The 21,002-nt window shown below is 72.2% G+C and carries 18 protein-coding genes and 1 pseudogene; 11 read left to right on the top strand and 8 right to left on the bottom strand.

Annotated elements, in window-relative coordinates; genetic code table 11:
- Positions 1–21: 21 nt before the first annotated feature.
- Both ORI94_RS15980 and ORI94_RS15975 read left to right on the top strand, forming a co-directional pair.
- Entirely contained in the window at positions 22–2,064 is a 2,043-nt protein-coding gene (locus ORI94_RS15980) for a beta-galactosidase (protein WP_266075809.1), read from the top strand.
- Positions 2,065–2,241: 177 nt separating this feature from the next.
- Positions 2,242–4,290, top strand: coding sequence for an RICIN domain-containing protein (locus tag ORI94_RS15975; RefSeq protein ID WP_266075807.1), 2,049 nt, complete (start codon positions 2,242–2,244; stop codon positions 4,288–4,290).
- 62 nt (positions 4,291–4,352) lie between these two features.
- Here ORI94_RS15975 and ORI94_RS15970 read toward each other — a convergent pair whose 3' ends face one another.
- The 3 genes from ORI94_RS15970 to ORI94_RS15960 form a co-directional block, all read right to left on the bottom strand.
- Positions 4,353–5,264: a 5-dehydro-4-deoxyglucarate dehydratase gene (locus ORI94_RS15970; protein ID WP_266075805.1), complete on the bottom strand. Its 912-nt coding sequence runs from the start codon at positions 5,262–5,264 to the stop codon at positions 4,353–4,355.
- Positions 5,265–5,274: 10 nt separating this feature from the next.
- Positions 5,275–5,610, bottom strand: a complete 336-nt coding sequence (locus ORI94_RS15965; protein ID WP_266075803.1) for an NAD(P)-dependent oxidoreductase — start codon at positions 5,608–5,610, stop codon at positions 5,275–5,277.
- Positions 5,611–6,103: 493 nt separating this feature from the next.
- Positions 6,104–6,865, bottom strand: coding sequence for an NAD(P)-dependent oxidoreductase (locus tag ORI94_RS15960; RefSeq protein ID WP_266075801.1), 762 nt, complete (start codon positions 6,863–6,865; stop codon positions 6,104–6,106).
- Positions 6,866–7,159: 294 nt separating this feature from the next.
- On the opposite strand from ORI94_RS15960, the gene ORI94_RS15955 reads away from it, so the two are divergent.
- The 6 genes from ORI94_RS15955 to ORI94_RS15930 are packed head-to-tail and all read left to right on the top strand — an operon-like array spanning position 7,160 to position 13,374.
- Positions 7,160–8,686: an ABC transporter substrate-binding protein gene (locus ORI94_RS15955; protein ID WP_266075798.1), complete on the top strand. Its 1,527-nt coding sequence runs from the start codon at positions 7,160–7,162 to the stop codon at positions 8,684–8,686.
- A 1-nt stretch (position 8,687) separates the two neighbouring features.
- Complete coding sequence (locus ORI94_RS15950; RefSeq protein WP_266075796.1) at positions 8,688–9,617, top strand: ABC transporter permease; 930 nt, start codon at positions 8,688–8,690, stop codon at positions 9,615–9,617.
- A 14-nt stretch (positions 9,618–9,631) separates the two neighbouring features.
- Complete coding sequence (locus tag ORI94_RS15945; protein ID WP_266075794.1) at positions 9,632–10,591, top strand: ABC transporter permease; 960 nt, start codon at positions 9,632–9,634, stop codon at positions 10,589–10,591.
- Positions 10,588–11,604 carry an ABC transporter ATP-binding protein gene (locus tag ORI94_RS15940; RefSeq protein ID WP_266075792.1) on the top strand — a complete coding sequence of 339 codons (1,017 nt, stop codon included), beginning with the start codon at positions 10,588–10,590 and terminating at the stop codon, positions 11,602–11,604. The genes ORI94_RS15945 and ORI94_RS15940 overlap by 4 nt, the downstream gene beginning before the upstream one ends.
- Positions 11,597–12,661, top strand: coding sequence for an ABC transporter ATP-binding protein (locus tag ORI94_RS15935; protein WP_266075790.1), 1,065 nt, complete (start codon positions 11,597–11,599; stop codon positions 12,659–12,661). Before ORI94_RS15940 ends, ORI94_RS15935 begins: the two co-directional genes overlap by 8 nt.
- Entirely contained in the window at positions 12,658–13,374 is a 717-nt protein-coding gene (locus ORI94_RS15930) for a sulfite exporter TauE/SafE family protein (protein ID WP_266075788.1), read from the top strand. Before ORI94_RS15935 ends, ORI94_RS15930 begins: the two co-directional genes overlap by 4 nt.
- Before the next feature lie 63 nt (positions 13,375–13,437).
- Here ORI94_RS15930 and ORI94_RS35535 read toward each other — a convergent pair.
- Positions 13,438–14,390, bottom strand: a pseudogene (locus ORI94_RS35535) (VWA-like domain-containing protein).
- A 331-nt stretch (positions 14,391–14,721) separates the two neighbouring features.
- Between ORI94_RS35535 and ORI94_RS15915 the strand changes: the two are divergent.
- Entirely contained in the window at positions 14,722–15,174 is a 453-nt protein-coding gene (locus ORI94_RS15915; RefSeq protein WP_266075784.1) for a phospholipase, read from the top strand.
- Between the two features lie 74 nt (positions 15,175–15,248).
- Here the strand turns inward: ORI94_RS15915 and ORI94_RS15910 are convergent, their stop codons facing one another.
- Genes ORI94_RS15910 through ORI94_RS15900 form a run of 3 tightly spaced genes read right to left on the bottom strand, consistent with a single transcriptional unit; the run spans position 15,249 to position 19,169 of the window.
- Positions 15,249–17,336 carry an iron ABC transporter permease gene (locus ORI94_RS15910; protein WP_266075782.1) on the bottom strand — a complete coding sequence of 696 codons (2,088 nt, stop codon included), beginning with the start codon at positions 17,334–17,336 and terminating at the stop codon, positions 15,249–15,251.
- Positions 17,337–17,340: 4 nt separating this feature from the next.
- Positions 17,341–18,318, bottom strand: coding sequence for an iron-siderophore ABC transporter substrate-binding protein (locus ORI94_RS15905; RefSeq protein ID WP_266075780.1), 978 nt, complete (start codon positions 18,316–18,318; stop codon positions 17,341–17,343).
- Positions 18,315–19,169: an ABC transporter ATP-binding protein gene (locus ORI94_RS15900; RefSeq protein ID WP_266075777.1), complete on the bottom strand. Its 855-nt coding sequence runs from the start codon at positions 19,167–19,169 to the stop codon at positions 18,315–18,317. The genes ORI94_RS15905 and ORI94_RS15900 overlap by 4 nt, the downstream gene beginning before the upstream one ends.
- Positions 19,170–19,424: 255 nt before the next feature.
- Between ORI94_RS15900 and ORI94_RS15895 the strand changes: the two genes are divergently transcribed.
- Positions 19,425–19,916: a DUF5949 family protein gene (locus ORI94_RS15895; protein ID WP_266075775.1), complete on the top strand. Its 492-nt coding sequence runs from the start codon at positions 19,425–19,427 to the stop codon at positions 19,914–19,916.
- A 27-nt stretch (positions 19,917–19,943) separates the two neighbouring features.
- On the opposite strand, the gene ORI94_RS15890 is transcribed toward ORI94_RS15895, so the two are convergent.
- The gene (locus ORI94_RS15890) at positions 19,944–20,168 is read right to left on the bottom strand and encodes a hypothetical protein (RefSeq protein WP_266075773.1); all 225 of its coding nucleotides are present in this window, start codon (positions 20,166–20,168) and stop codon (positions 19,944–19,946) included.
- A 301-nt stretch (positions 20,169–20,469) separates the two neighbouring features.
- On the opposite strand from ORI94_RS15890, the gene ORI94_RS15885 reads away from it, so the two are divergent.
- Positions 20,470–20,943 (top strand): carboxymuconolactone decarboxylase family protein, encoded by a 474-nt coding sequence (locus ORI94_RS15885; protein ID WP_266075771.1) that lies wholly within the window; start codon positions 20,470–20,472, stop codon positions 20,941–20,943.
- Positions 20,944–21,002 lie beyond the last annotated feature (59 nt).

The following is a 21,002-nucleotide window of genomic DNA, read 5'->3' as shown; positions in this document are numbered from 1 at the left end:
GAGACACCCGGAAGGACCGCCATGATCTCCACCCTCCTGTCCCGTTCCAGCAGGGCGGACGGTGACCGTGCCCCCCGTCTCCTGTACGGCGCCGACTACAACCCCGAGCAGTGGCCCCGCAGCGTCTGGGAGGAGGACGTCCGGCTGATGCGGGAGGCCGGAGTGAACATCGTGTCCGTGGGGATCTTCTCCTGGGCTCGGCTGCAACCGGCCGAGGAAACCTGGGACTTCGGCTGGCTCGACGAGGTGCTGGACCTGCTGCACGCCGGCGGCATCGGTGTCGACCTGGCGACCGCCACCGCGTCCCCGCCGCCGTGGCTGACCACGGCCCACCCGGAGATCCTGCCGGTCACCGCGGACGGCGGGACGCTGTGGCCGGGGGCGCGTCAGCACTGGCGGCCCACCTCCCCGGTGTTCCGCGCCCATGCGCTGCGCCTGGTAAGGGAGTTGGCAACCCGCTACGCGGACCACCCGGCGCTGGTCGCCTGGCACGTCAGCAACGAGCTGGGATGCCACAACGTCTACGACTTCTCCGACGACGCGGCGCGCGCGTTCCGGCACTGGCTGCGGGCCCGTTACACCACGCTGGAAGCGCTCAACTCCGCCTGGGGCACGGCCTTCTGGTCCCAGCACTACACCGACTGGGAGCAGATCCTGCCGCCGCGGCAGGCCGCGTCCCATCCCAACCCCACCCAGCAGCTGGACTTCAAGCGCTTCTCGTCGGACGCGCTCAAGGAGCATCTGCGGGCCGAGCGGGAAATCCTGCGGGAGATCACCCCGGACGTCCCGGTCACCACCAACTTCATGGTGATGGGCAACACCAAGGGGATGGACTACCCCGACTGGGCGCAGGAGATCGATTTCGTCTCCAACGACCACTACGTCCACCCGGGTCCGCAGGACCGCGACGAGCTGTCCTTCTCCGCGAACCTCACCAGCGGCATCGCCGGCGGCCGGCCCTGGTTCCTGATGGAGCACTCCACCAGTGCCGTCAACTGGCAGCCGGTCAACGTGGCCAAGCGTCCGGGCGACCTGGCCCGTGACTCGCTGCTGCACGTGGCGCACGGGGCCGACGCGGTGTGCTACTTCCAGTGGCGGCAGTCGGCGGCCGGTGCCGAGAAGTACCACTCGGCGATGGTCCCGCACGCCGGTGAGGACAGCGAGCTGTTCCGCTCGGTGGCCGAACTCGGCTCCACTCTCAAGGCACTTGCCCCGGTCGCGGGCAGTGAGCGGGAGGCCGCCCGGGTCGGCATCCTCTACGACTGGGATTCGTGGTGGGCGAGCGAGCAGGACTCGCACCCTTCCGCCCTGCTCGACTACCGGCAGGAGGCGCTCGACTGGTACTCGGCACTGCTGGCCCTCGGTGTCCGCGCCGATCTCGTCACCACCCGCTCCGACCTGCACCGCCACCAGGTGCTGGTGGCACCGGTGCTGCACGTGGTCCCCGCCGACCTGGCCAAGACGCTGACCCGGTACACCGAGCAGGGCGGGCACCTGATCACCACGTACTTCTCGGGTGTCGTCGACGAGCACGACCACGTCTGGCTCGGCGGTTACCCGGGGGCGCTGCGCGATCTGCTCGGCATCCGCATCGAGGAGTTCGGCCCGCTGCTCGACGGTGACACGGTGGAGCTCGACGACGGGACGGCCGGCAGTCTGTGGAGCGACCGGATCGACGTCGCGGCCGGGACGGACGTCCTGGCCCGCTACCGCACGGGCGCGCACGCCGGCCGGGCAGCGGTCACCCGGAAGGCCTCTGGCACCGGGTCGGCCGCCTACGTCTCCACCCGGCTCGGTGTCGAAGGGCTCACCTCACTGCTGCCCCGGCTGCTCGCGCCGGCCGGCGTGGAGAGCGAACTGCCGTCCGAGGCAATCGGGTTGGTTGAAACGACGGTACGCAGCGGTCCCGGCGGCCGGTTCCTGTTCCTGGTGAACCGGACCGACACGGCCGTCCCTGTGCCCGGCCTCACCGGGGACGTACTGCTCGGCGCCGCGGAAGGTGACGACGGCGCCCTCGTCCTCGGGCCGCGCGCCGTCGCCGTACTGCGGCAGCCGGCCGGCTGAGTCGCGGCGACTGCGCGCAACACCCCTGGAGCGGCAGGGTCGTTCCGGGGTCCGCCTGCTCCACCTCCCGGAACGGCGGGGCCGTTCCGGGCCTTCTTCTCCTTCGGCCCGCGCGGTGGGCGCGGGCCGAAGGGTTCCACCAGAGCGCGACCACACCTCAATGTTGGGAGCACACCGATGGCACGCCGCACCCGCAGAAGACGGCTCCTGTCAGCCGCCGGCCTCACCGCCCTGGCCACCGGGGCCGCCCTGATCCCCGCCCCTGCCTCCACCGCTCAGGCAGAGGACGTCGTCCCCTCCGTCACCGTCCGGCCCGATCCGTCCTACCAGCAGGAGGAGTTCGAGGGTTGGGGCACCAGTCTGGTCTGGTTCGCCAACGCCACCGGCGACTACCCTCCGGAGATACGCGAGAAGCTCGCCGAGCTCCTCTTCGGCGACGAGGGACTCGCCCTGAACATCGCCCGCTACAACGTGGGCGGCGGCAACGCTCCCGACGTCAAGGACTATCTGCGCGCGGGCGGCGCCGTCGAGGGCTGGTGGAGGGCGCCGGAGGGGACCACCCGCGAGGACACCGACTGGTGGGACGCCGAGGACCCGGCGGACTGGAACGAGAACGCCGACGCCACCCAGCGCTGGTGGGTGGACCGCATCAAGAAGGACGTCACCCACTGGGAGACCTTCAGCAACTCCCCGCCCTGGTTCATGACCGTCAGCGGCTATGTCTCCGGCGGGTTCGATGCCGGCGAGGACCAGCTCAAGGCCGAGTCGGTCGACGACTTCGCCGCCTATCTGGCGGGCGCGACCAAGCGGCTGGAGAAGGCGCACCGCATCGAGGTCGACACCGTCGACCCCTTCAACGAGCCGAACACCACGTACTGGAGCACCCGTCTCGGTCCGGACGGCGAGCCCGTCGGCGGCCGGCAGGAGGGCGCCCACATCGGCCCCGAGCTCCAGGAGAAGGTGCTCCACGCCCTCGCCCCGGCACTGAGGAAGGCGCGGACCGGGGCCGGTATCTCCGCCATGGACGAGACCAACCCGTCCACGTTCGCGCGGAACTGGAACTCCTACTCCCCCGCGGCCCGCGATCTGGTGGACCAGATGAACGTCCACACCTACGGAACCGGGCAGCGCACCACCGTGCGCGACCTCTCCAAGGCGGCGGACAAGCGACTGTGGATGAGCGAGGTCGAGGGCGACTGGGGTGACGGCCAGAGCTTCACGGACATGCGTCCCGGTCTGGGTCTGGCCCAGCGCATCGTGGACGATCTGCGCGAACTCGAGCCGCGCGCTTGGGTGTTCTGGCAACCCGTCGAGGACCACGACAACATGAGGCCCGGCGGGGAGTCCGCGAAGGGCGGCAACTGGGGTGAGATCCAGCTCCCGTTCAGCTGCACGGCGGCCGACACCCTCGAGACCTGCCCCGTCCACACCAACACCAAGTTCGACACCGCCCGCAACTTCACCCATTTCATCAAGCCCGGTGACCGGCTGATCCAGGTGAACGACACCTCCAGCGCGGCGGCGGTGTCGAAGAACGGCAGGGGCGCCTCGGTCGTCCACGTCAACAGCACCGGCGAGGCGCGCGACGTCACCGTGGACCTGTCGAAGTTCCGCACCATCAGCCAAAACGCGACCGTCACGCCCGTCGTGACGAGCGCCGACGGCAAGCTGGAGCGGCACCGGGCCATCAGGATCGGCGACCGGTCCGCCACCTTCACCGTGCCCGCCCAGTCGGTGACGTCCTTCGTCGTGAAGGGTGTCTCCGGCGTCGCCGCGGATGCACCGCTGCTGCGCAAGGGTCACACCTACACCCTGACCGGCGTGCAGAGCGGCAGGGCCGTGACCGTCGGTGAGGACGGCAGCGGCCTCGTCATCGGCACCGGCACCGGCTCGGCGGCCCAGCGGTGGCGGCTGAGCGCGGTGCGCCCCGGCGACGGGGTCCGGCAGCGCTACGAGTTCACCAGTACGCAAGACGGTGAGCGCAGGCGTCTGACCGTGCGCGACGACGTCCCGGTCGCCGAGCCCCACACCGGCGTTCGGGACAGGGCCGCCGAGTGGATCGTGTCGGGCACCGGCGACGGCACCTGGACGCTGGTCAACGCGGCCACCGGACGCCTCCTGGAGGTCGGCGGCCAGGCCACCCACGAAGGGGCCGCGGTGACGACCTGGGAGCCCAACTCCGGTGCCAACCAGCGCTGGACGGTCACGGACGTGACCGGGAGCTGACGCGCCCGTCCTGGTCCCGGGCCCCGGAACCACCGGCCGGTGGTTCCGGGGCCCGGGCGCCGTCACGAGGCGAGTACGGCCCGGCCCGCGGTGAGGATGGCCTCCAGTTCCCCGGCCTCCCGCGACGTGAGGGAGGTCAGCGGCGGGCGGACCGGCCCGGCCTTGATGCCCGTCAGGGTCACCCCTGCCTTCACCAGGGCCACCGCGTACCCCGGAACGCGCTGGCGCAGACGGACCAGGGGGTGGAAGAAGGACCGCTGGAGCGCGTCGATCCGCTCCTGGTCCCCCTCCTCGATCGCGCGGTGGAAGGCGAGGGAGACGTCCGGGGCGAACGCGAAGGCGGCCGAGGAGTACAGCTCCACGCCCAGGGCCCGGTAGGCGAGCTGGCTGGCCTCCGCGGTGGGCATGCCGTTGAAGAACTGGAAGGGCTTGCCGGACGTACCCAGCGCCTCGCGTACGGCGGGAATGATCCGCGCGACGAGGTCGAGGTCGCCGGTGCCGTCCTTGAAGCCGGACACGGTGGGCAGTTGGGCGACCTCCGCCGCCGTGGCCTCGTCGAACCGGGCGTTGGCCCGGTTGTAGACGATCACGGGCAGTTCGGTCTCCTGGGCGACGGCGCGGGTGTAGGCGACGAGACCCGCGGCGGGCGGCTGGACCAGGTAGGGAGGCATCAGCAGCAGGCCGTCCGCACCGGACTCGGCCGCGGTCCGGGCGAACTGGCGGGCCAGGCCGAGCGCGCCGCCGGCCCCTGCGTACACCGGGACGCGGCCGCCCACCGCGTCGACGGCGGCACGGACGACCGCGGCGAACTCCTCGCGGTCCAGGGCGTGGAACTCGCCGGTGCCGCAGGCGACGAAGACGCCGCCGGGACCGGCGTCCACGCCCGCGGTGATGTGCTGGCGCAGGGCGTCGAGGTCGACGTCACCGGAGTCCGTGAACGGGGTGACGGGGAAGAAGAGAACGCCTGTGAGCATGAGTGATTTCCTACTTCCGGGAATCTGGGGCGGGCTGGTCGAAAGGAGTGGCGCCGGGGGCGGAAGCGGCCGGGGAGCCGTCGGGGCGCACGGTGTTGACGAGCGGGTCACCGCGCTCCAGGCGGCTGATGCTGTCGGCGATCTCTGCCGCGCGGACGGCGAAGGTGTCGCTCGTGTGGCCCGAGTGGTGCGGGGTCACCAGCACGTGGGGCAGGTCGTGGAAGGACAGCCGGCTCGGTGCGTGCGGCGGGCCGGACCACCACAGGTCCAGCGCCGCGCCGCCGATGGTGCCGGTGCGGAGTGCCTCGTGGAGGGCCTCCTCCTGGACCACCGGCCCCCGGGCCACGTTGACGAGCAGCGAGCCGGGGACGCACGCCTCCGCCGAGCAGGTCGGACACCGGCCGGCCGACGGGTTCGCCCTGGGTGTCCAGGCAGGCGGCGTCGAACGGTGACATGACACGGTCCACGGTGCTGCTGCCGGTGACCATCCCGGACCTGCCGTCGCCGCCCGCGGTGTCGGCGCCCAGAACCCGCGCGGTCCGTGCGGTCAGGTCGCTGAGGCTCCAGACGTTCATGCCGACCAGTTCGGCGGCGGTCCGGCGCAGCCGCTCCAGGTGCGTCGTGCCACCGTAGGTCTCGCCGATGCCGTGGACGCCGTGGTCGGTGGTGATCTCCACGATCGTGCGCAACGCGCAGGGCTCGTGCACCCCGACCGTGTTGAGCAGGGCGTGGTCCCGGAAGGCCACGAGGGTCACGGTGAGGTCAGCGATGCGTTCGTAGCTGCTGCCTGCCATCCAAGCCATCCTCATATGTAGTCGGCGTTCTCATTTGTAGACAGCTCATGCGGCGCTGTCAATCGGAGGGCCTGACATCGAAGGGTCGGGGAGGCGGTGGGCGGGCGGATGACCGGGCCGCTCGAGGTTGCGCAGGGCCAGGTCCCCCATGGGCTCCCGCGTCTCCCGGGTGGCGCTCGCGATGTACGGGAGCACCACCCGGTCCGATTCCGGCAACCCCTGCGGCACCCGCGGCTCGTCGGCGAGGACCTCGAGCGCCGCTCCCGCGATCCGCCCCTCCCCCACCACCGCGACCAGGGCGGATCCGTCGACGACGCCCCCCTGGCCACGTTGGCCAGGTAGCCCTCGGACCCAGCGCGTCAAGCACCGCGGCCGAGACGAGCCCCTCGGTGCCCGCACCGTCCGCCACGGTGACGACGAGCACGTCGCAGGCCTCGGCCGGCGTCCCGGCGGTGGACAGATGCCGCTGGGGACGCCGGGGACCGGGACGCGCGAGCAGTAGGCGATCTCCGCACCGACGCCCTCGATCCGGCGCGCGACGGCCCGGCCGATGCGGCCGAGTCCCAGGACGCCGACCCGCTTGCCGCTCACCCGGGTGGCCGGCGGGAAGGGCGCGCGGGCCCATCCGCCGGTGCGCACCTGCCGGTCGGCGGCCGGCATCCGGCGCATGACGTCGATCAGGGCCCCGACGGCGAGGTCGGCCACACGGTCGGTGAGCACGTCCGGGGGCTGCCGACGTCGACGCCCCGCGCCAGGGCCCGGGCCGGGCCGGGCGTCCTCGGCGACGGCGGTAACGGAACGGGACATGGCGATCTCCCGTCGCCAAAGGATGCCGACCAGGGGCGTCAGGGGACGGGCGGGGAGTTGCGCGGGAACATCCGATGCCGCGTATGTCTTGACGCTGCCACGGCACCGGTTTAGCTTCGGCGTTCACAGATGCAGACCGAGTACGTAAGTGTAGACAGCTTGCCGCAGCCGGCCCATGACCCCGTACTCGGAGCCCACACATCAGCACTTCCCCCGGAGACGCCGACGATGAAGTCCCCCTCCGTTTCGTCCACCCGTCGGGCCCCCCGCGGGCGGCCCCGGCCGGCGTCCGCGATGCTGCTGGCAGGCACCGTGCTGCTGTCCAGCGGGTGCGCCGTGGCCAACAGCGCGGGCGGCGACGCCGGCCGCGCCGACGGCAGCACCCTGCGGGTGGTGCTCACCCAGGAACCGCCGACGCTGGAACCGTGCGAGGCCTCGCTGACCGGCACCGGAGTGGTCGTCCGGTCCAACATCACCGAGCCGCTGGTCGAACGCGACCCCGAGTCCGGTGAGCTGCACCCCCTGCTGTCCACCGGCTGGCAGCAGACCGGCGAGCGCACCTGGTCCTTCGGCATCCGGGACGGGGTGACCTTCCAGAACGGCGAACCCTTCACCGCCGAGGACGCCGCCTTCTCCATCGACCGGGCGGTCAACTCCGACCTCGCCTGCAACGTCGAGGGCTACGTCTTCGGCAACGACGACCTCGAGGTGAAGGCGGCCGGCGACACGCTGACCGTCACCACCGGGAAACCGGATCCCATCCTGCCGTTGCGCCTGAGCTTCGTGGAGATCGTGCCGCGCACCACCAGCACCGAGGCCAAGGTGCGCATCCCGGTCGGCACCGGCCCCTACGCCGTCCGCTCCTGGCAGCCCGGGGCCGCGATCTCGCTCGAGCGCCACGACGGCTACTGGAGCGAGGCCCCGTCCTTCGTACGGGCCCGCTACATCTGGCGCAGCGACGCCAGTGTGCGTGCCGCCATGATCGACAAGGGTGAGGCGGAGATCGCCGTGGCCCTGGACCCCACGGCGGCGGAGAAGGACACCACGGCCACCTATCCCAACAACGAGACCACCGCGCTGCGCCTCGACGGCCGCGAGGCGCCGCTCGACGACCTGCGGGTGCGCCGGGCGATCGATCTGGCCGTGGACCGCGAGGGCATCATCGACGCCCTGCTCGGCGGTCTCGCCGAACCGGCCGGACAGCTGGTCCCGCCGGGGGTGGTGGGGCACGGCGAGGAGATCGAGCCGCCCCGGCAGGACGTGGCCGCGGCCCAAAAGCTGGTCGAGGAGGCGGCGGCCGACGGGGTGCCCACGGACCGGGCCATCACCCTGGTCGCCCGCAACGGCATGTTCGCCGGAGTGTCGGAGACGGCGGAGTCGCTGCAGTACCAGATGGAGCGGATCGGGCTGAACGTGCGGGTTCGGATGGCCGACACCGCGACCCACCTCCAGTACCAGCTGCGGCCGCTGCCCGAGAACGTCGGACCCATCGCCCTGCTGATCATGCACGGCAACCAGGCCGGTGACGCGGCCTTCACCACCAGCCAGTACCTGCTGAGCGACGGACCCCAGTCCACGTTCGGTACGAAGAACCTCGACCGGCGCATCGCCGGGGCGAGCCTGCTGTCCGACGAGGAACGCCAGAAGGAGTTCGCCGATCTGCTCGCCGTGCAGAACGAGTCCGTCGTCCAGTACACCCACATCGCCCACATGAGCGGGCTGCTCGGTCTGTCACCGTCGATCCGGTACCAGCCGAACTCCGCCACCGGGGACGAACTACGGCTGGCCGAGGTCGGCCGGGCCGAGGCGGAGAAGCACTGACATGTTCCCCTTCCTGCGCAAACGCATCATCTCCAGTGCCATCCCCCTGGTCTGCGTGGTCCTGGGTGTGTTCTTCCTGGCACGCATGACCGGCAGCCCGGTCGACCTCTATCTGCCCCTGAGCGCCACCGCCGAGCAGCGCGCGGACTTCTCCGAGGCACAGGGCTTCGACCTTTCGGTCCCGGCGCAGCTGTGGAACTATCTCGTCGACGCCACGCAGATGGACTTCGGCACCTCGCTGCGGACCGGGCAGTCGGCGACGTCCATGGTGCTCGACGCCTTTCCCGTCACCCTTCAGCTCGCCGGCGTGACCATGCTCCTCGCGATCACCGGAGCGGTGCTGGTGGGCAGTCTGGCCGCCTACCGTCCCAACTCCCTGATGGACCGGATCGCCAGCCTGACGTCTATGACCGCCGCGAGCATCCCCGACTTCTGGTTCGCGGTGATGGGCGTACTGGTCTTCGGCGTGAGTCTCGACCTGCTGCCGACCTCGGGCACGCTGGGTGGGCCCGAGATCTGGATCCTGCCCATCGCGACCCTGCTGATCCGCCCGTTCGGTGTGCTGGTACAGGTGGTCCGCGGCAGCATGGTCTCCGCGCTGTCCGCGCCGTACGTCAAGGTCGCCCGGAGCAAGGGGGCCACGCCCCGGCGGGTGATCTTCGGGCACGCCCTGCGCAACGCGGTGACGCCGGTCCTGACCGTGGCGGGAGACCTGGCGGTGGGCCTGGTCAACGGCGCGGTGATCGTCGAGACGATCTTCGGCTGGCCCGGCATCGGCAAGCTCATGATCGATTCCATCCTCCAGCGGGACTTCGCGGTTCTCCAGGCAGCGGTACTGCTGACCGCCGTGACGATCTTCGCGCTGAACATCCTCGTCGACGTCTGCCACGCGCTGACCGACCCCCGTGTACGTCAGGCGGTGCCGGCATGAGCGAAGGAAGCACCATGACACCGGAGAAGTCCTCCGTCCCCGACGGTGCCGCCCCGGCCCACGAGCGGACGCCGCGCTGGTGGCAGCTGCTGGGCCGGGACCGGGCCGCCGCCGTCGGGGCCGTCGTCCTCGCCCTGGTCGCCCTCGTGGCGGTCTTCGGCCGGCTGTTCATCGGCGACCACGCGCGGCGCCAGGACCTGGACGCGTCCCTGCGCCCGCCCTCCCTGGACCACGGATGGTTCGGGGTACTCGGCACCGACGTACTGGGGCGCAGCATGCTGGCCCGGATGATCGAGGCGGCGGCGACGACCCTGTCGGTGGCCGTCCCGGCGGTGCTGTGCTCCCTGCTGATCGGTTCCGCCGTCGGGCTGTGGGCCGGCTACCACGGCGGACGCCGCGAGAGCGTGGCCATGCGGATCGCCGACGTCATCCTCAGCTTCCCCTCGCTGCTGATCGCGGTGGTCGTGCTGTACGTGTTCTCCCCCAGCGCGCTGAACATCGTGCTGATCCTGGCCGTGGCCCGGATCCCGGTGTACCTGCGGACCGCGCGGGCGGAGGCGGCCGAGCTGCGGAGCCGGCTGTTCGTCGACGCGGCACGGACGTTCGGCACGCCCAGCCACATGATCGTCCACCGGCACGTCCTGCCGATCGCCCTGCCGACACTGCTGACCGTCGCCACGCTCGACTTCTGCTTCGTGATGCTCACCGAGTCCTCGCTCAGCTTCCTCGGCATCGGGATCCAGCCGCCGGACGTGAGCTGGGGCCTGATGGTCGCGCAGGGACGCCAGTATCTCCAGACCGCCTGGTGGATCACGGTGCTGCCGGGGCTCGCGATCGTGCTCACCACCGTGTCCGCCACCGTGCTCGCCGCCTGGGCCCGCATCGCCACCGACCCCGCCCAGCGCTGGCGCCTGACGCTGCGCACGAAGCGCCGGAACGCCCCGGCCGCCGTCCCCCCGGAGATGATCTCGTGACGACCGCCACCACTCCTTCCCCGCCGGCCGCGGACGCCACGCCCGCCCTCGAGGTCGAAGGGCTGTGCGTGGACCTGGAGACCCCCTCGGGAACGGTACGCGCCGTCGACGGCGTCAGCTTCAGCGTCCGCCACGGCCGCACCCTCGCGCTTCTGGGCGAGTCCGGCTGCGGCAAGTCGATGACCGCGCTGGCGACGGTCGGCCTGCTGGACCCCGCGGCCGATGTGACCGGCGGTGCCGTCCGGGTCAGGGGCGACGACATCCTGCGCTTGAGCCCGGCCGAGCGCCGCAAGCTGGCCGGCCCCGTCCTGTCGATCGTCTTCCAGGACGCCCTGACCGCCCTCAATCCGGTGCAGCCGGTGGGCCGGCAGATCGGCGAGCCGTTCCGCATCCACCGCGGCCTGTCCAGGCGCCGGGCGGAGGAGAAGGCGATCGAGCTGATGACCCGCGTGGGCATCCCGGAGCCGCGGCAGCGGGCCCGTTCCTATCCGCACCAGTTCTCCGGCGGTATGCGGCAGCGCCTGCTGATCGCCATGGCCGTCGCGCTCGCCCCTGACGTGCTCATCGCCGACGAGCCCACCACCGCCCTGGACGTGACCGTGCAGGCACAGATCATGCGGCTGCTGCGGGACCTCCAGGACGAGGGGGACATGGCCGTCGTCCTGATCACCCACGACCTGGCCGTGGTCGCCCAGCGCGCGGACGACGTGACCGTGATGTACGCGGGCACGGTCGTGGAGAACGGCCCGGTGCGCGACGTCTTCTCCGCTCCCCGCCACCCCTATACCCGAGGGCTGCTCGACTCGGTTCCGGAGGGCGCCGAGCGAGGGCGTCCGCTGCCCGCGGTTCCCGGCAGCCCGCCCGAGCTGAGCGCGGTTCCCTCCGGCTGCGTGTTCCAGGCCCGCTGCCCGCTGGTCCGGGAACGCTGCGTCCAGGAGCGGCCCTCCCTGCGCGTGGCGGGCGACGGCCGCTTCGCCGCCTGTCACTTCTCCGAGGAGCTCGACCGTGACTGAGTCCCCTTCCACCACCGCCGCTCCCGGGGCCCGGGCAGGAGACCCGCAGGAGGACGTGCCGCTGCTCGAAGTCCGCGGTGTCGCCAAGTCCTTCGGCCACGGCCGTCGCCGGCTGACCGCCGTGGACGGGGTGGACCTACGGGTCGGCCGGGGGCGGACGCTCGGGCTCGTCGGCGAGTCGGGCTGCGGGAAGTCCACTCTGGCCCGGATCCTGCTCGGGCTGGAACGGCCGGACTCGGGCACGGTGCGGTTCGACGGCACCGATCCCTTCGCGCTGCGCGGCAAGGAGCTGTTGGCCTGGCGCCGCCGGGTGCAGATGGTCTTCCAGGACCCGTTCGCCTCGCTCAACGCACGCATGTCGGCCGCCGATCTGATCGGCGAGCCCTGGCGCACCCACCGCGACGTGGTGCCGGGGGCGAAGGCTCGCGAGAAGCGGATCCGTGAGCTGCTGGCGATGGTCGGGCTGCGGGACAGTGACGCCCACCGCTTCCCCGGCGAGTTCTCGGGCGGCCAGCGTCAGCGCATCGGCATCGCCCGCGCGCTGGCCCTGGATCCCGACCTCATCGTGTGCGACGAGCCGGTCTCCGCCCTCGACCTGTCGGTGCAGGCACAGGTGCTGAACGTGCTCTCGGAACTGCGGGCCCGTCTCGGGGTCACATACGTGTTCATCTCCCACGACCTGTCCGTGGTGCGCCACGTCTCCGACCAGGTGACGGTGATGTACCTGGGCAAGGTGGTCGAGCACGGGGACACCGACGACGTCTTCGACCGGCCCCAGCACCCGTACACCGCCGCTCTGATGTCGGCGGCACCGGTCCTGGACACGTCCCGTGCCCCTGGCCGTCCCGAGATCCAGCTCCGGGGAGAGGTCCCCTCGCCCTTCGACATTCCTTCCGGGTGCCGTTTCCGCACCCGCTGCCGGCACGCCGAGGACGTGTGCGCGACGCAGGTGCCCCCGCTCGTACGCCGGGAGACCGACAGCACGGCGGACGGTGGTGCCGACCGCCACACGGCCCTGTGCCACTTCCCCCTGGAGGCAGAGTCCTCGTGGGCATGACCGGCCCGGAGTTCGCGCTGCTCTCGGCGACGGTGGTCGTCGGCGCCTTGCTCCAGGTCTCCGTGGGTTTCGGCCTGGGCATGATCGCCGCACCGGTCTTCTCTCTCGTAGACCCGTCGCTCACCCCGTCGGTGGTCCTGGTACTGGCCGCCGGGGTGACGGCGGCGGTGCTGGTGCGCGAGCGCGGCCGGGCGGACCTGCGCGGCTGCGGCTGGGCGCTCGCCGGGCGGGTGCCGGGAGTGCTGGCGGGCGCGCTGCTCGTGGCCGTGCTCCCCGCCCGTCACCTCGCCCTCCTCGTCGCCGGGATGGTCCTCGCCGGTGTCGCGGTGAGTCTGGCCGGCTTCGTGCCGCGGCAACGGCGCGGCACGGTGCTGGTGGCCGGGATGGCGTCCGGTCTGATGGGCACGGCGACGTCCATCGGCGGACCGCCCATGGCCATGGTGTGGCAGCGGCTGTCCGGGCCGGAGCTGCGGGCCACGATGAGCGCGTTCTTCCTCGTCGGCTCCCTGATGAGCCTCGCCGCGCTGGGCTCGGCCGGGGCGGTCGGGGCCGGCGCCCTGCGCAGCACCGTGCTGCTCGCGCCCGCCGCCGCGGCAGGTGTACTGCTCGCCCGCCCGCTGGCCCGCCGGTTGGAGGTGCGCCGGACCCGGGCGGTCGCCATGGTGCTCGCCGTGGCCGGCGCCTCGGTGCTGGTGCTGCGGCAGTTCGTCTGAGCCGCGACCGACCGGGCCGGCCCCGTGGGGCTCCACCTCGATCCGCCGACGTCCGGCCTCGGTTCACCGGCGGCCGGGAGCCCCGGCGACGGTCACCACCCGGGCCCAGCCGGGTGGCGCGTCCGGCCGGTGCTCGGGGTTGTCCTCGTCGTACGAGGAGGCATCCGCGGGGCGGCGCGGGAACAGGCATACCACCGTCCTGCACGAGGGCCGCCTGTCCGGCCCGGGGGTCCGACCGTCGGTCAGCACCGCGAGGGCGTCCGGCCGGGGACGCGACCGGAGGGCCGTGGCGAAGCCCGTGCGCGGATCCGTACCGCCGCCGCCCACCAGCGGTATCTCCTCGGCACGGCACAGGGACCGCACGGCTGCGGCCGCCGCGTCGCACGACACCACCGACACCGTGTCGCGGCGGCCGCCCGCCCCTGGGAGATCGCCGCGACCACCCGGGGCGCGCTGCCCAGTTCGGCGTCGCTGACCGAGCCGGAGGTGTCGACGACCACCGCGACGCGGGGCGGTGTGCGCCGCGGGCCCGGACGCGGGTGCGGATGATGACGGGCGGCGCGCCGGAGCTGCCGGCCGTCCCGCAGGTCCGGGTCGAACCGCCGGCCACCGTCCGCCCAGGCAGGCGGAGTCCGGACCACGAGGTACACCGTCCCGGCCCCGGAGCCGGGCCCGGGGCGGTCGCTGCCGTCACCGCCGTACCGGGCCGGGGCGATGGTCAGCCCCGGACGCAACAGTCCGTCGGGGGCGGTCCGCGGCAACTGCCAGCGCAACAGCTCTGGTGTCAAGTGGCGCAGATCGGAACGGACTTCTGCCGTGAGATGCCGGTCGTGGGTGCGGGCCAGGGAGCGCAGCTCGAGGTCGACGTCGATGCCCGCGGCGGCACAGGCCCCCGCCCGGTCGCCGACACGTCGGCGGGCGGTCGCGGTCTCGGTCATGGAGGGCGGCACGGCGAACTTCCGCACGCGCAGCCAGAGGGAAAGGCCGGTGTCCCCGTTCGCGGTCGGTGTGAGCATCAGCGCTCACCCTGCGCGGACGGAACCCCCGTTCTCCGAACGAAGTGAGTCACCCTCGCCAGGAGCACAACGGCCCTGCCCCTACGCGGCCCAGTGGTTGTTCCCCGCTCCCACCTGCCGGCCTCGGCGACCCCGAAGCAGGAACCCCGCACACCGAACTCCCGTTCGGCAAGCGTGGAGTTCATCCGTACGGTGCGGTCACGACGCCCGGCCGGCCCGAACGTTGACGGACTGTTAAGACGGCCGTGGTGTGAAGGCGCGGACACTACGGGCATCTTCTTGTCATGCACCTGTGACCCGGTGGTCGGGTCACAGTCCCTGGAGGTGTGGGATGCACCGTAAGCTCGCCACCGCTCTGGCCACCTCGGCTCTCGCCGCCGTCGGGGTCCTGGGCACCGCCACCGCCGCCGAGGCCGCTCCCTCCGACAAGCCGCAGGTCCTCTCCGGCTGGACGCAGACCAGCGCGTCGAGCTACAACCAGTGGGCCGCCGCCCGGTCCAACCAGGCCGCTTGGACCGCCTACGGGTTCGACTGGAGCACCGACTACTGCTCCACCTCCCCCGACAACCCGTTCGGCTTCCCCTTCTCGACGTCCTGCGCACGCCACGACTTCGGTTACCGCAACTACAAGGCGGCCGGCTCCTTCGACGCCAACAAGGCACGCCTCGACAGCGCCTTCCACGAGGACCTCAAGCGCGTCTGCGCCCGCTACACCGGCGGCACGAAGACCGCCTGCAACAGCACCGCTTGGACCTACTACCAGGCGGTCAGGGCCTTCGGCTGACCCGTTCTGCCGGTCTGCCGGCCGGGTGCCGCCGGTCGCCCATGGGCCCGGCGACACCCCCGCTTCCTCTTCCGCTACCGCCGGCTGCGCACGAGCACGTACAGGAAGTACGGCGTGCCGATGACGGCCGTCATGAGGCCGGCGCCCAGTTGGGCCGGTGCGATCACGGTGCGGCCCAACAGGTCGGCGGTGCAGACCAGTACGGCACCGAGCAGCACCGCGACCGGAAGGACGCGGGTGTGCCGGCGTCCGACGAGGGCCCGTGCCGCGTGGGGGGCGACCAGGCCGACGAACCCGATGGTGCCCGCGGCGGCCACCGCGGTGGCGGTGAGCAGGACGCCGACGACGAGGAAACCCAGCCGGCCGCGTGCCAGCCGGAGTCCGAGAAGCCGCGGGGTGTCCTCGTCGAGGGAGACCAGGTCGAGTTCCCGGTGCCGTACGGCCGCCACCGCGAGGCCGACGACGAGGACGGCGGCCAGTGGCAGGACGTCGGGCATGGTCCGGCCGTAGGTCGAGCCCGACAGCCAGGTGAGGGCCTTCGTGGCGTTGAACGGGTCGGTGAGCACGATCAGCAGACTGATCAGGGCCGTCGTGCCGGCCGCCGCGCCGACGCCGACGAGCACCAGCCGGTTCTGCTGGAAGCCTCCGCGTGCCGCGAGCCCGAAGACGACGACGGCGGTGACGGCGGCCCCCGCGAACGCCGCCCCGGCGATGCTCCACGCCCCGGCTGCGGGCACCGTCGTCACGAGGATCACCGCGCCGAGCGCGCCCCCGCCCGAGACACCCAGGACCGAGGGTTCCGCGAGCGGGTTGCGGGTGACGGCCTGCACCAGGGTGCCGGCGAGCGCCAGGGCCGCCCCCGCGAGGAGCGCGGCGAGGACGCGCGGAACCCGGGTGTCGAGGACGAAGGAGATGGTCCGCCCGGCCCGGCCCTGCATCCAGTTGAGCACGTCGCCCAGCAGCAGCATGCTGTCGCCGACGAGCGTCGCGGCGATCGTCAGACCGACCAGGGCGACGGTCAGGACGACGAGCCAGCCCACGAAGACGGCGCGGCTGCGGATCCGCAGCCTGTCCGGCGCGGGCGAGCCCGCGGTGTCACGGAGCCGGGCCGCCATGACGACCAGGAACACCGCGCCGACGAGGCTGGTGACGACGCCGGTGGGCACCGCGACGGAGATGTCGGCGCTCACGAACGTACGGAGCAGCACGTCCGCCCCGAGGACCAGTGCCGCGCCGACCAGCCCGGCGACCGGCACGCCCGCACGCAGCCGGTGGATGCCGCGGAACCAGCGCGCCAGGGGACGGACCAGGGCGGGGGCGCACAGGCCGACGAACCCGATGGGCCCGGCGAGGGTGACGGCCGCCGCGGAGAGCAGCGTCGCCAGGACCACCGTGGTGACGCGGGTCGCGCGCACCGGGACGCCCAGCCCGCGGGCCGCGTCGTCGCCGAGGGCGAGAGCGTCGACCCGGCGGGCGACGAGCAGCAGGCCGGCAAGGCCGACGACCGCGACGGGCAGCATCTGGAGCACACCGTCGAAGCCGTTCTGGGCGATGCTGCCCTGGTGCCACTGGTAGAGGCCCTCGGTCTGCTCCGGGAACAGCAGCAGCAGGCCCTGGGTGACGGCCGTGAGGCCGAGGGTGAGCGCGGTGCCGGCGAGTACCAGCCGTACCGTTCCGGACCCGAGCCCGGACAGCCCGAGGACGACGGCCGCCGCCGCGAGGCCACCGGCGAAGGCGACTCCGGAGGAGGCGAGCAGGGGCAGCGAGACGCCGGTGACGGCGACGACGCCGAGGGCGAGATAGGAGCCCGCGTTGACGGCGAGGGTGTCCGGGGAGGCCAGGACGTTGCGGCTGACGGCCTGCAGGGCGAGGCCGGCCATGCCGAGCACGGCGCCCACCAGCAGCCCGGCGGCCGTCCGGGGCAGCCGGGAGGCGATGACGACGGACGCGTCGGCCGGGTCGGCGCGTCCGGTGAGCGCCTTGAGGACCTCGGCGGGGCCGACGGCGGCCGTGCCCTGGGTGATGTCGACGACGGCGAGCACGGCGACCAGGAGCACGAGTGCCCCGGTCACCCCGGTCACCCCGGCCGCGCCCGTCCGGGACGCGGCCGGGTCCGGCGCCGTCTTCGGACGGACGGGGCCGGGCGTGGCGGTGACGGCCATCGCGCTACTTCGTCAGCGCCTCGACGACGGCGTCGGCGTACGCCCCCATCGAGCCGGGACCGCCGAACATCCAGATGCCGTCGGGCAGCCGGTGGACGGCACCGGCCTTCACGAACGGCAGCGACTTCCACACGGAGTTCTTGGCGAGCTGGTTGCCGAACGGGTCGCTGTTGGCGTCCCCGTCGCTGCCGATGTACGCGAACTGCACGTCCTTGCCCAGGCCGGTCAGTCCCTCGACGTCGGTGGCGGCCAGGCCGTAGGCCTTGTCGCCCTCCATCTTCCAGGCGTTCTTCAGCCCGAGCCGCTCGTTGACCGCGCCGATGAGGGAGCCGGAGGTGTACGGACGCACGGAGACCTGGTTGGAGGTGACGTAGCCGTCGGCGAAGGCGATCTCGGAACCGTCCAGACCGGCGTCGGCCAGGGCCTTCCTGCCCTCGGCGAGCTTCGCGTCGAAGTCCTTCTTCAGCGTGGCCGCCTGCTCGGTGGTGCCGGTGGCCTTCGCGACGAGGTCGACGTTCTCGAGTATCCGACCTATCTGGTCGGAGGCGTCGGCGGACGTGACCGTGAGGACGGGGGCGACCTCGCGCAGCTGCTTGATGGCATTGGGCTGCAGGTCGCTGGTGGCGACGATGAGATCGGGCTTCAGCGAGGCGATGGTGTCCATGCTGGGCTCGCCGCGGGTGCCGATGTCCTTGGGCTCGTTGGTGAGCGGGACGGCGGTGTTCCAGTTCTTGTAGCCCTTGACGTCGGCGACCCCGGCCGGTTCGACGCCGAGCGAGATCAGGGTCTCGACGACGTTCCACTCGGTGCCGACGACGTTCCTGGCCGGGCCGTCGAGTTCGACCTTGGTGCCGGAGGCGTCGGTCAGGGTGATGGCCTCGGCGGACTCCTTCGCCTCGGTGGCGGCGGGTTCGGTGGTTCCGCAGGCGGTGAGCAGGAGGGCCGTGGCGGCCAGGGGCGCGGTGAGCAGGAGTCGTCTCATGAGAGGGTGCTGAGCCTTTCGGTGCGGGTGTGGTGGCGGCCGATCGCGCGGGTGCGCAGCCGGCCGGTGAGCGGGTCGGTGCCGACCTCGATCCGGATGCCGTAGACCTCGGTCAGGCGCTGCGGCGTCAGGACCTCCTCGGGCGTGCCCTCGGCGACGATGTGTCCCTCGGCGAGCAGCACGATCCGGTCGGCCACGGCCGCCGCCTGGTCGAGATCGTGCAGGACGACGCCGACGGCGATGCCGTGGTCGTCCGCCAGATCGCGGACCAGGTCGAGGAGTTCGACCTGGTAGCGCAGATCGAGGTAGGTGGTGGGTTCGTCGAGGAGGAGGACCCCGGTCTCCTGGGCCAGGCAGCCGGCCAGCCAGACACGCTGGAGCTGTCCGCCGGAGAGGTGTTCCGCGCCTCGGTCGGCGAGTTCGGCGACGCCCGTCATGGTGAGGGCGCGGTCGACGGCGGCACGGCCGCCGGGATCGGCGCCGCCCCAGCGGCCCCGGTGGGGATAGCGGCCGAACTCGACGACGTCGCGCACGCTCAGACCGCTGGGCGTCGGCCTCCCCTGCAGCAAAAGGGCCACACGGCGGGAGAACTCACGGGGACCGAGGGCCAGGCCGTCGGTGTCGGTGTCGATCGTGAGCGTGGCCCGCCGGGGCGGCTGGAGCCGCGCCACGGTGCGCAGCAGGGTCGATTTGCCGCTGCCGTTGGGACCGACCAGTACGGTCACTTCGCCGGGCCGCAGGGTCAGCGCCGCGGCGTGGACGACGTCCACACCGTCGTACGCCACGGTCACATCGGTCGCCGCCAGTTCATGGCCGCGCGGGCCCGGGGGCGCCTCTTCACCAGGTTTCACGCCGCAAGGTTAGCCTACCCTTAGTTTGCGTTACGCACCGGTGACCTGCCCGTGTTCGTGTGCGCGGTCCGTCGTGTCGCCGTGCCGTCACCCCGGGAACACCCCACGACCCGTCGGACTTCGAAGCCGGGAACCCCGAACCCGACTGTCCCGGAGGGCAGTTCATCCCTCGTACGTGTGGAGAGCAGCCGCGGGTATCGCCCGGACGGGTGACGGCCGACCGGATGAGGGCCGCCGCGCCGATACGGTTTCCCGGTGTCCACGACCTCCACCGCAGCGCAGTCACGGAACTCCGCCGACCCGGGTTCCGTCGTCGTCATGGCCTGGCACAGGGAAACACCGGACGGCGGCATCCCCTTCCTTCTCGCCTGCTCCCTGGGGAACGGGGCAAGCGGCCCGGACGCCACCGCGGACGCCGTACGGCATCTGCTGCGCGGGGCGGGACTGTCTCCCCGGGGCCGCCTCGTCGACGCCACCGAGGAGCCCGGTCCGTCCGGCGTGCTCCTCGTGCCGGGCGCGGCCGCGCTGACCATGCCGGGCTTCGACGCCCAGTTCGTCCCACCACCGAAGTGGGCCGACGCCGCCGGTGAACGCGGGTACGTGTACCTCGTCTTCACCACCCGGCCCTGGCCGTCCGGCGCCGAGCCCGGCGACCTCGCGACCCTGGACGCGTTCACCTCGGACCAGGACACCCTGCGGTCCGCCGCCCACGTCCTGCTGCCCGCCCGCACCCTGTGCGACGGCTGACCGCGTGCGGCGGCGCGCCGGCACGGATCAGAACAGGTGCTCCTGCCCGGCGGCCGTGCCACCGGACGGAGGGCGGCGCGCGCCGGGACGCCGGGCCGGCGACTCCTCGCCGAACAGGGGGGCCGTGCCGTACTCGTCGGGCTCCGCCGGGACCACGACGGGCCCGGTGCCCACGTTCAGGCACAGCGGAGCGTCCCGGTCGAAATCTCCTGGCGTCATGTCCGTCCAGTCGCATTCCTGGCGCTCGCTCACCGACGCTCCGCTCCCCCGTCCGTGCTTTCTGTCCGGCTTCCCGGCCCCTCATTGTTCCCGTACCCGGGCCGGGTGTCAGCGGGTGCCCTCCCGTGAGGAGGCGTAATCCTGCACGCGGCCAGGCTATCGCCCGCTCGCCGCTTCCCGATCATGCCTGCGCGACCACGCCGCGTCCCGCCCGAGCCCTTCCCCACGCAGGCACCCCAGCAGGGAGACGTACGTCACACCCCGGGGCCTGTCACATCTCGGCGGCCTGTTCCGTCAGGAATACGTCACCGCAATCGCAACCCAGGAGATCACCATGGACGCCCGTCTCGACTTCTTCGGCAACGCACTCGGCGCCAAGGTGCTGAAGCACATCAACTCCGCGGGCAGGGCGGCGTCCGACTCGGGTCTGCCGCACGCCACCCAGGAACTGGTGAAGATCCGCGCCAGCCAGATCAACGGCTGCGGCTTCTGCACCGACATGCACACCAAGGACGCCGCCCACGCCGGTGAGACCGCCCAGCGTCTCCACCTCGTCGCCGCCTGGCGCGAGGCCACCGTCTTCACCGAGGCCGAACGCGCCGCACTCGAACTCGCCGAGCAGGGCACCCGTATCGCCGACGCCGCCGGCGGCGTCACCCACGAGGCATGGGCCGACGCGACCAGGCACTACGACGAGGACCAGCTCGTCGCCCTCATCTCCCTCATCGCCGTCATCAACACCTACAACCGCATCAACGTCATCAACCAGCAGCCCGCCGGCGACTACCGGCCCGGCCAGTTCGGCTGACGAGCGCCTGCCCGCCCCCGACCGACGATCCGGTGACCGGTACGAACGGGGCCGGTGCC

The organism is Streptomyces sp. NEAU-W12 (genome assembly GCF_026242095.1).
Lineage (GTDB): Bacteria > Actinomycetota > Actinomycetes > Streptomycetales > Streptomycetaceae > Streptomyces.
This window is presented reverse-complemented; position numbering and strand designations above follow the sequence as displayed.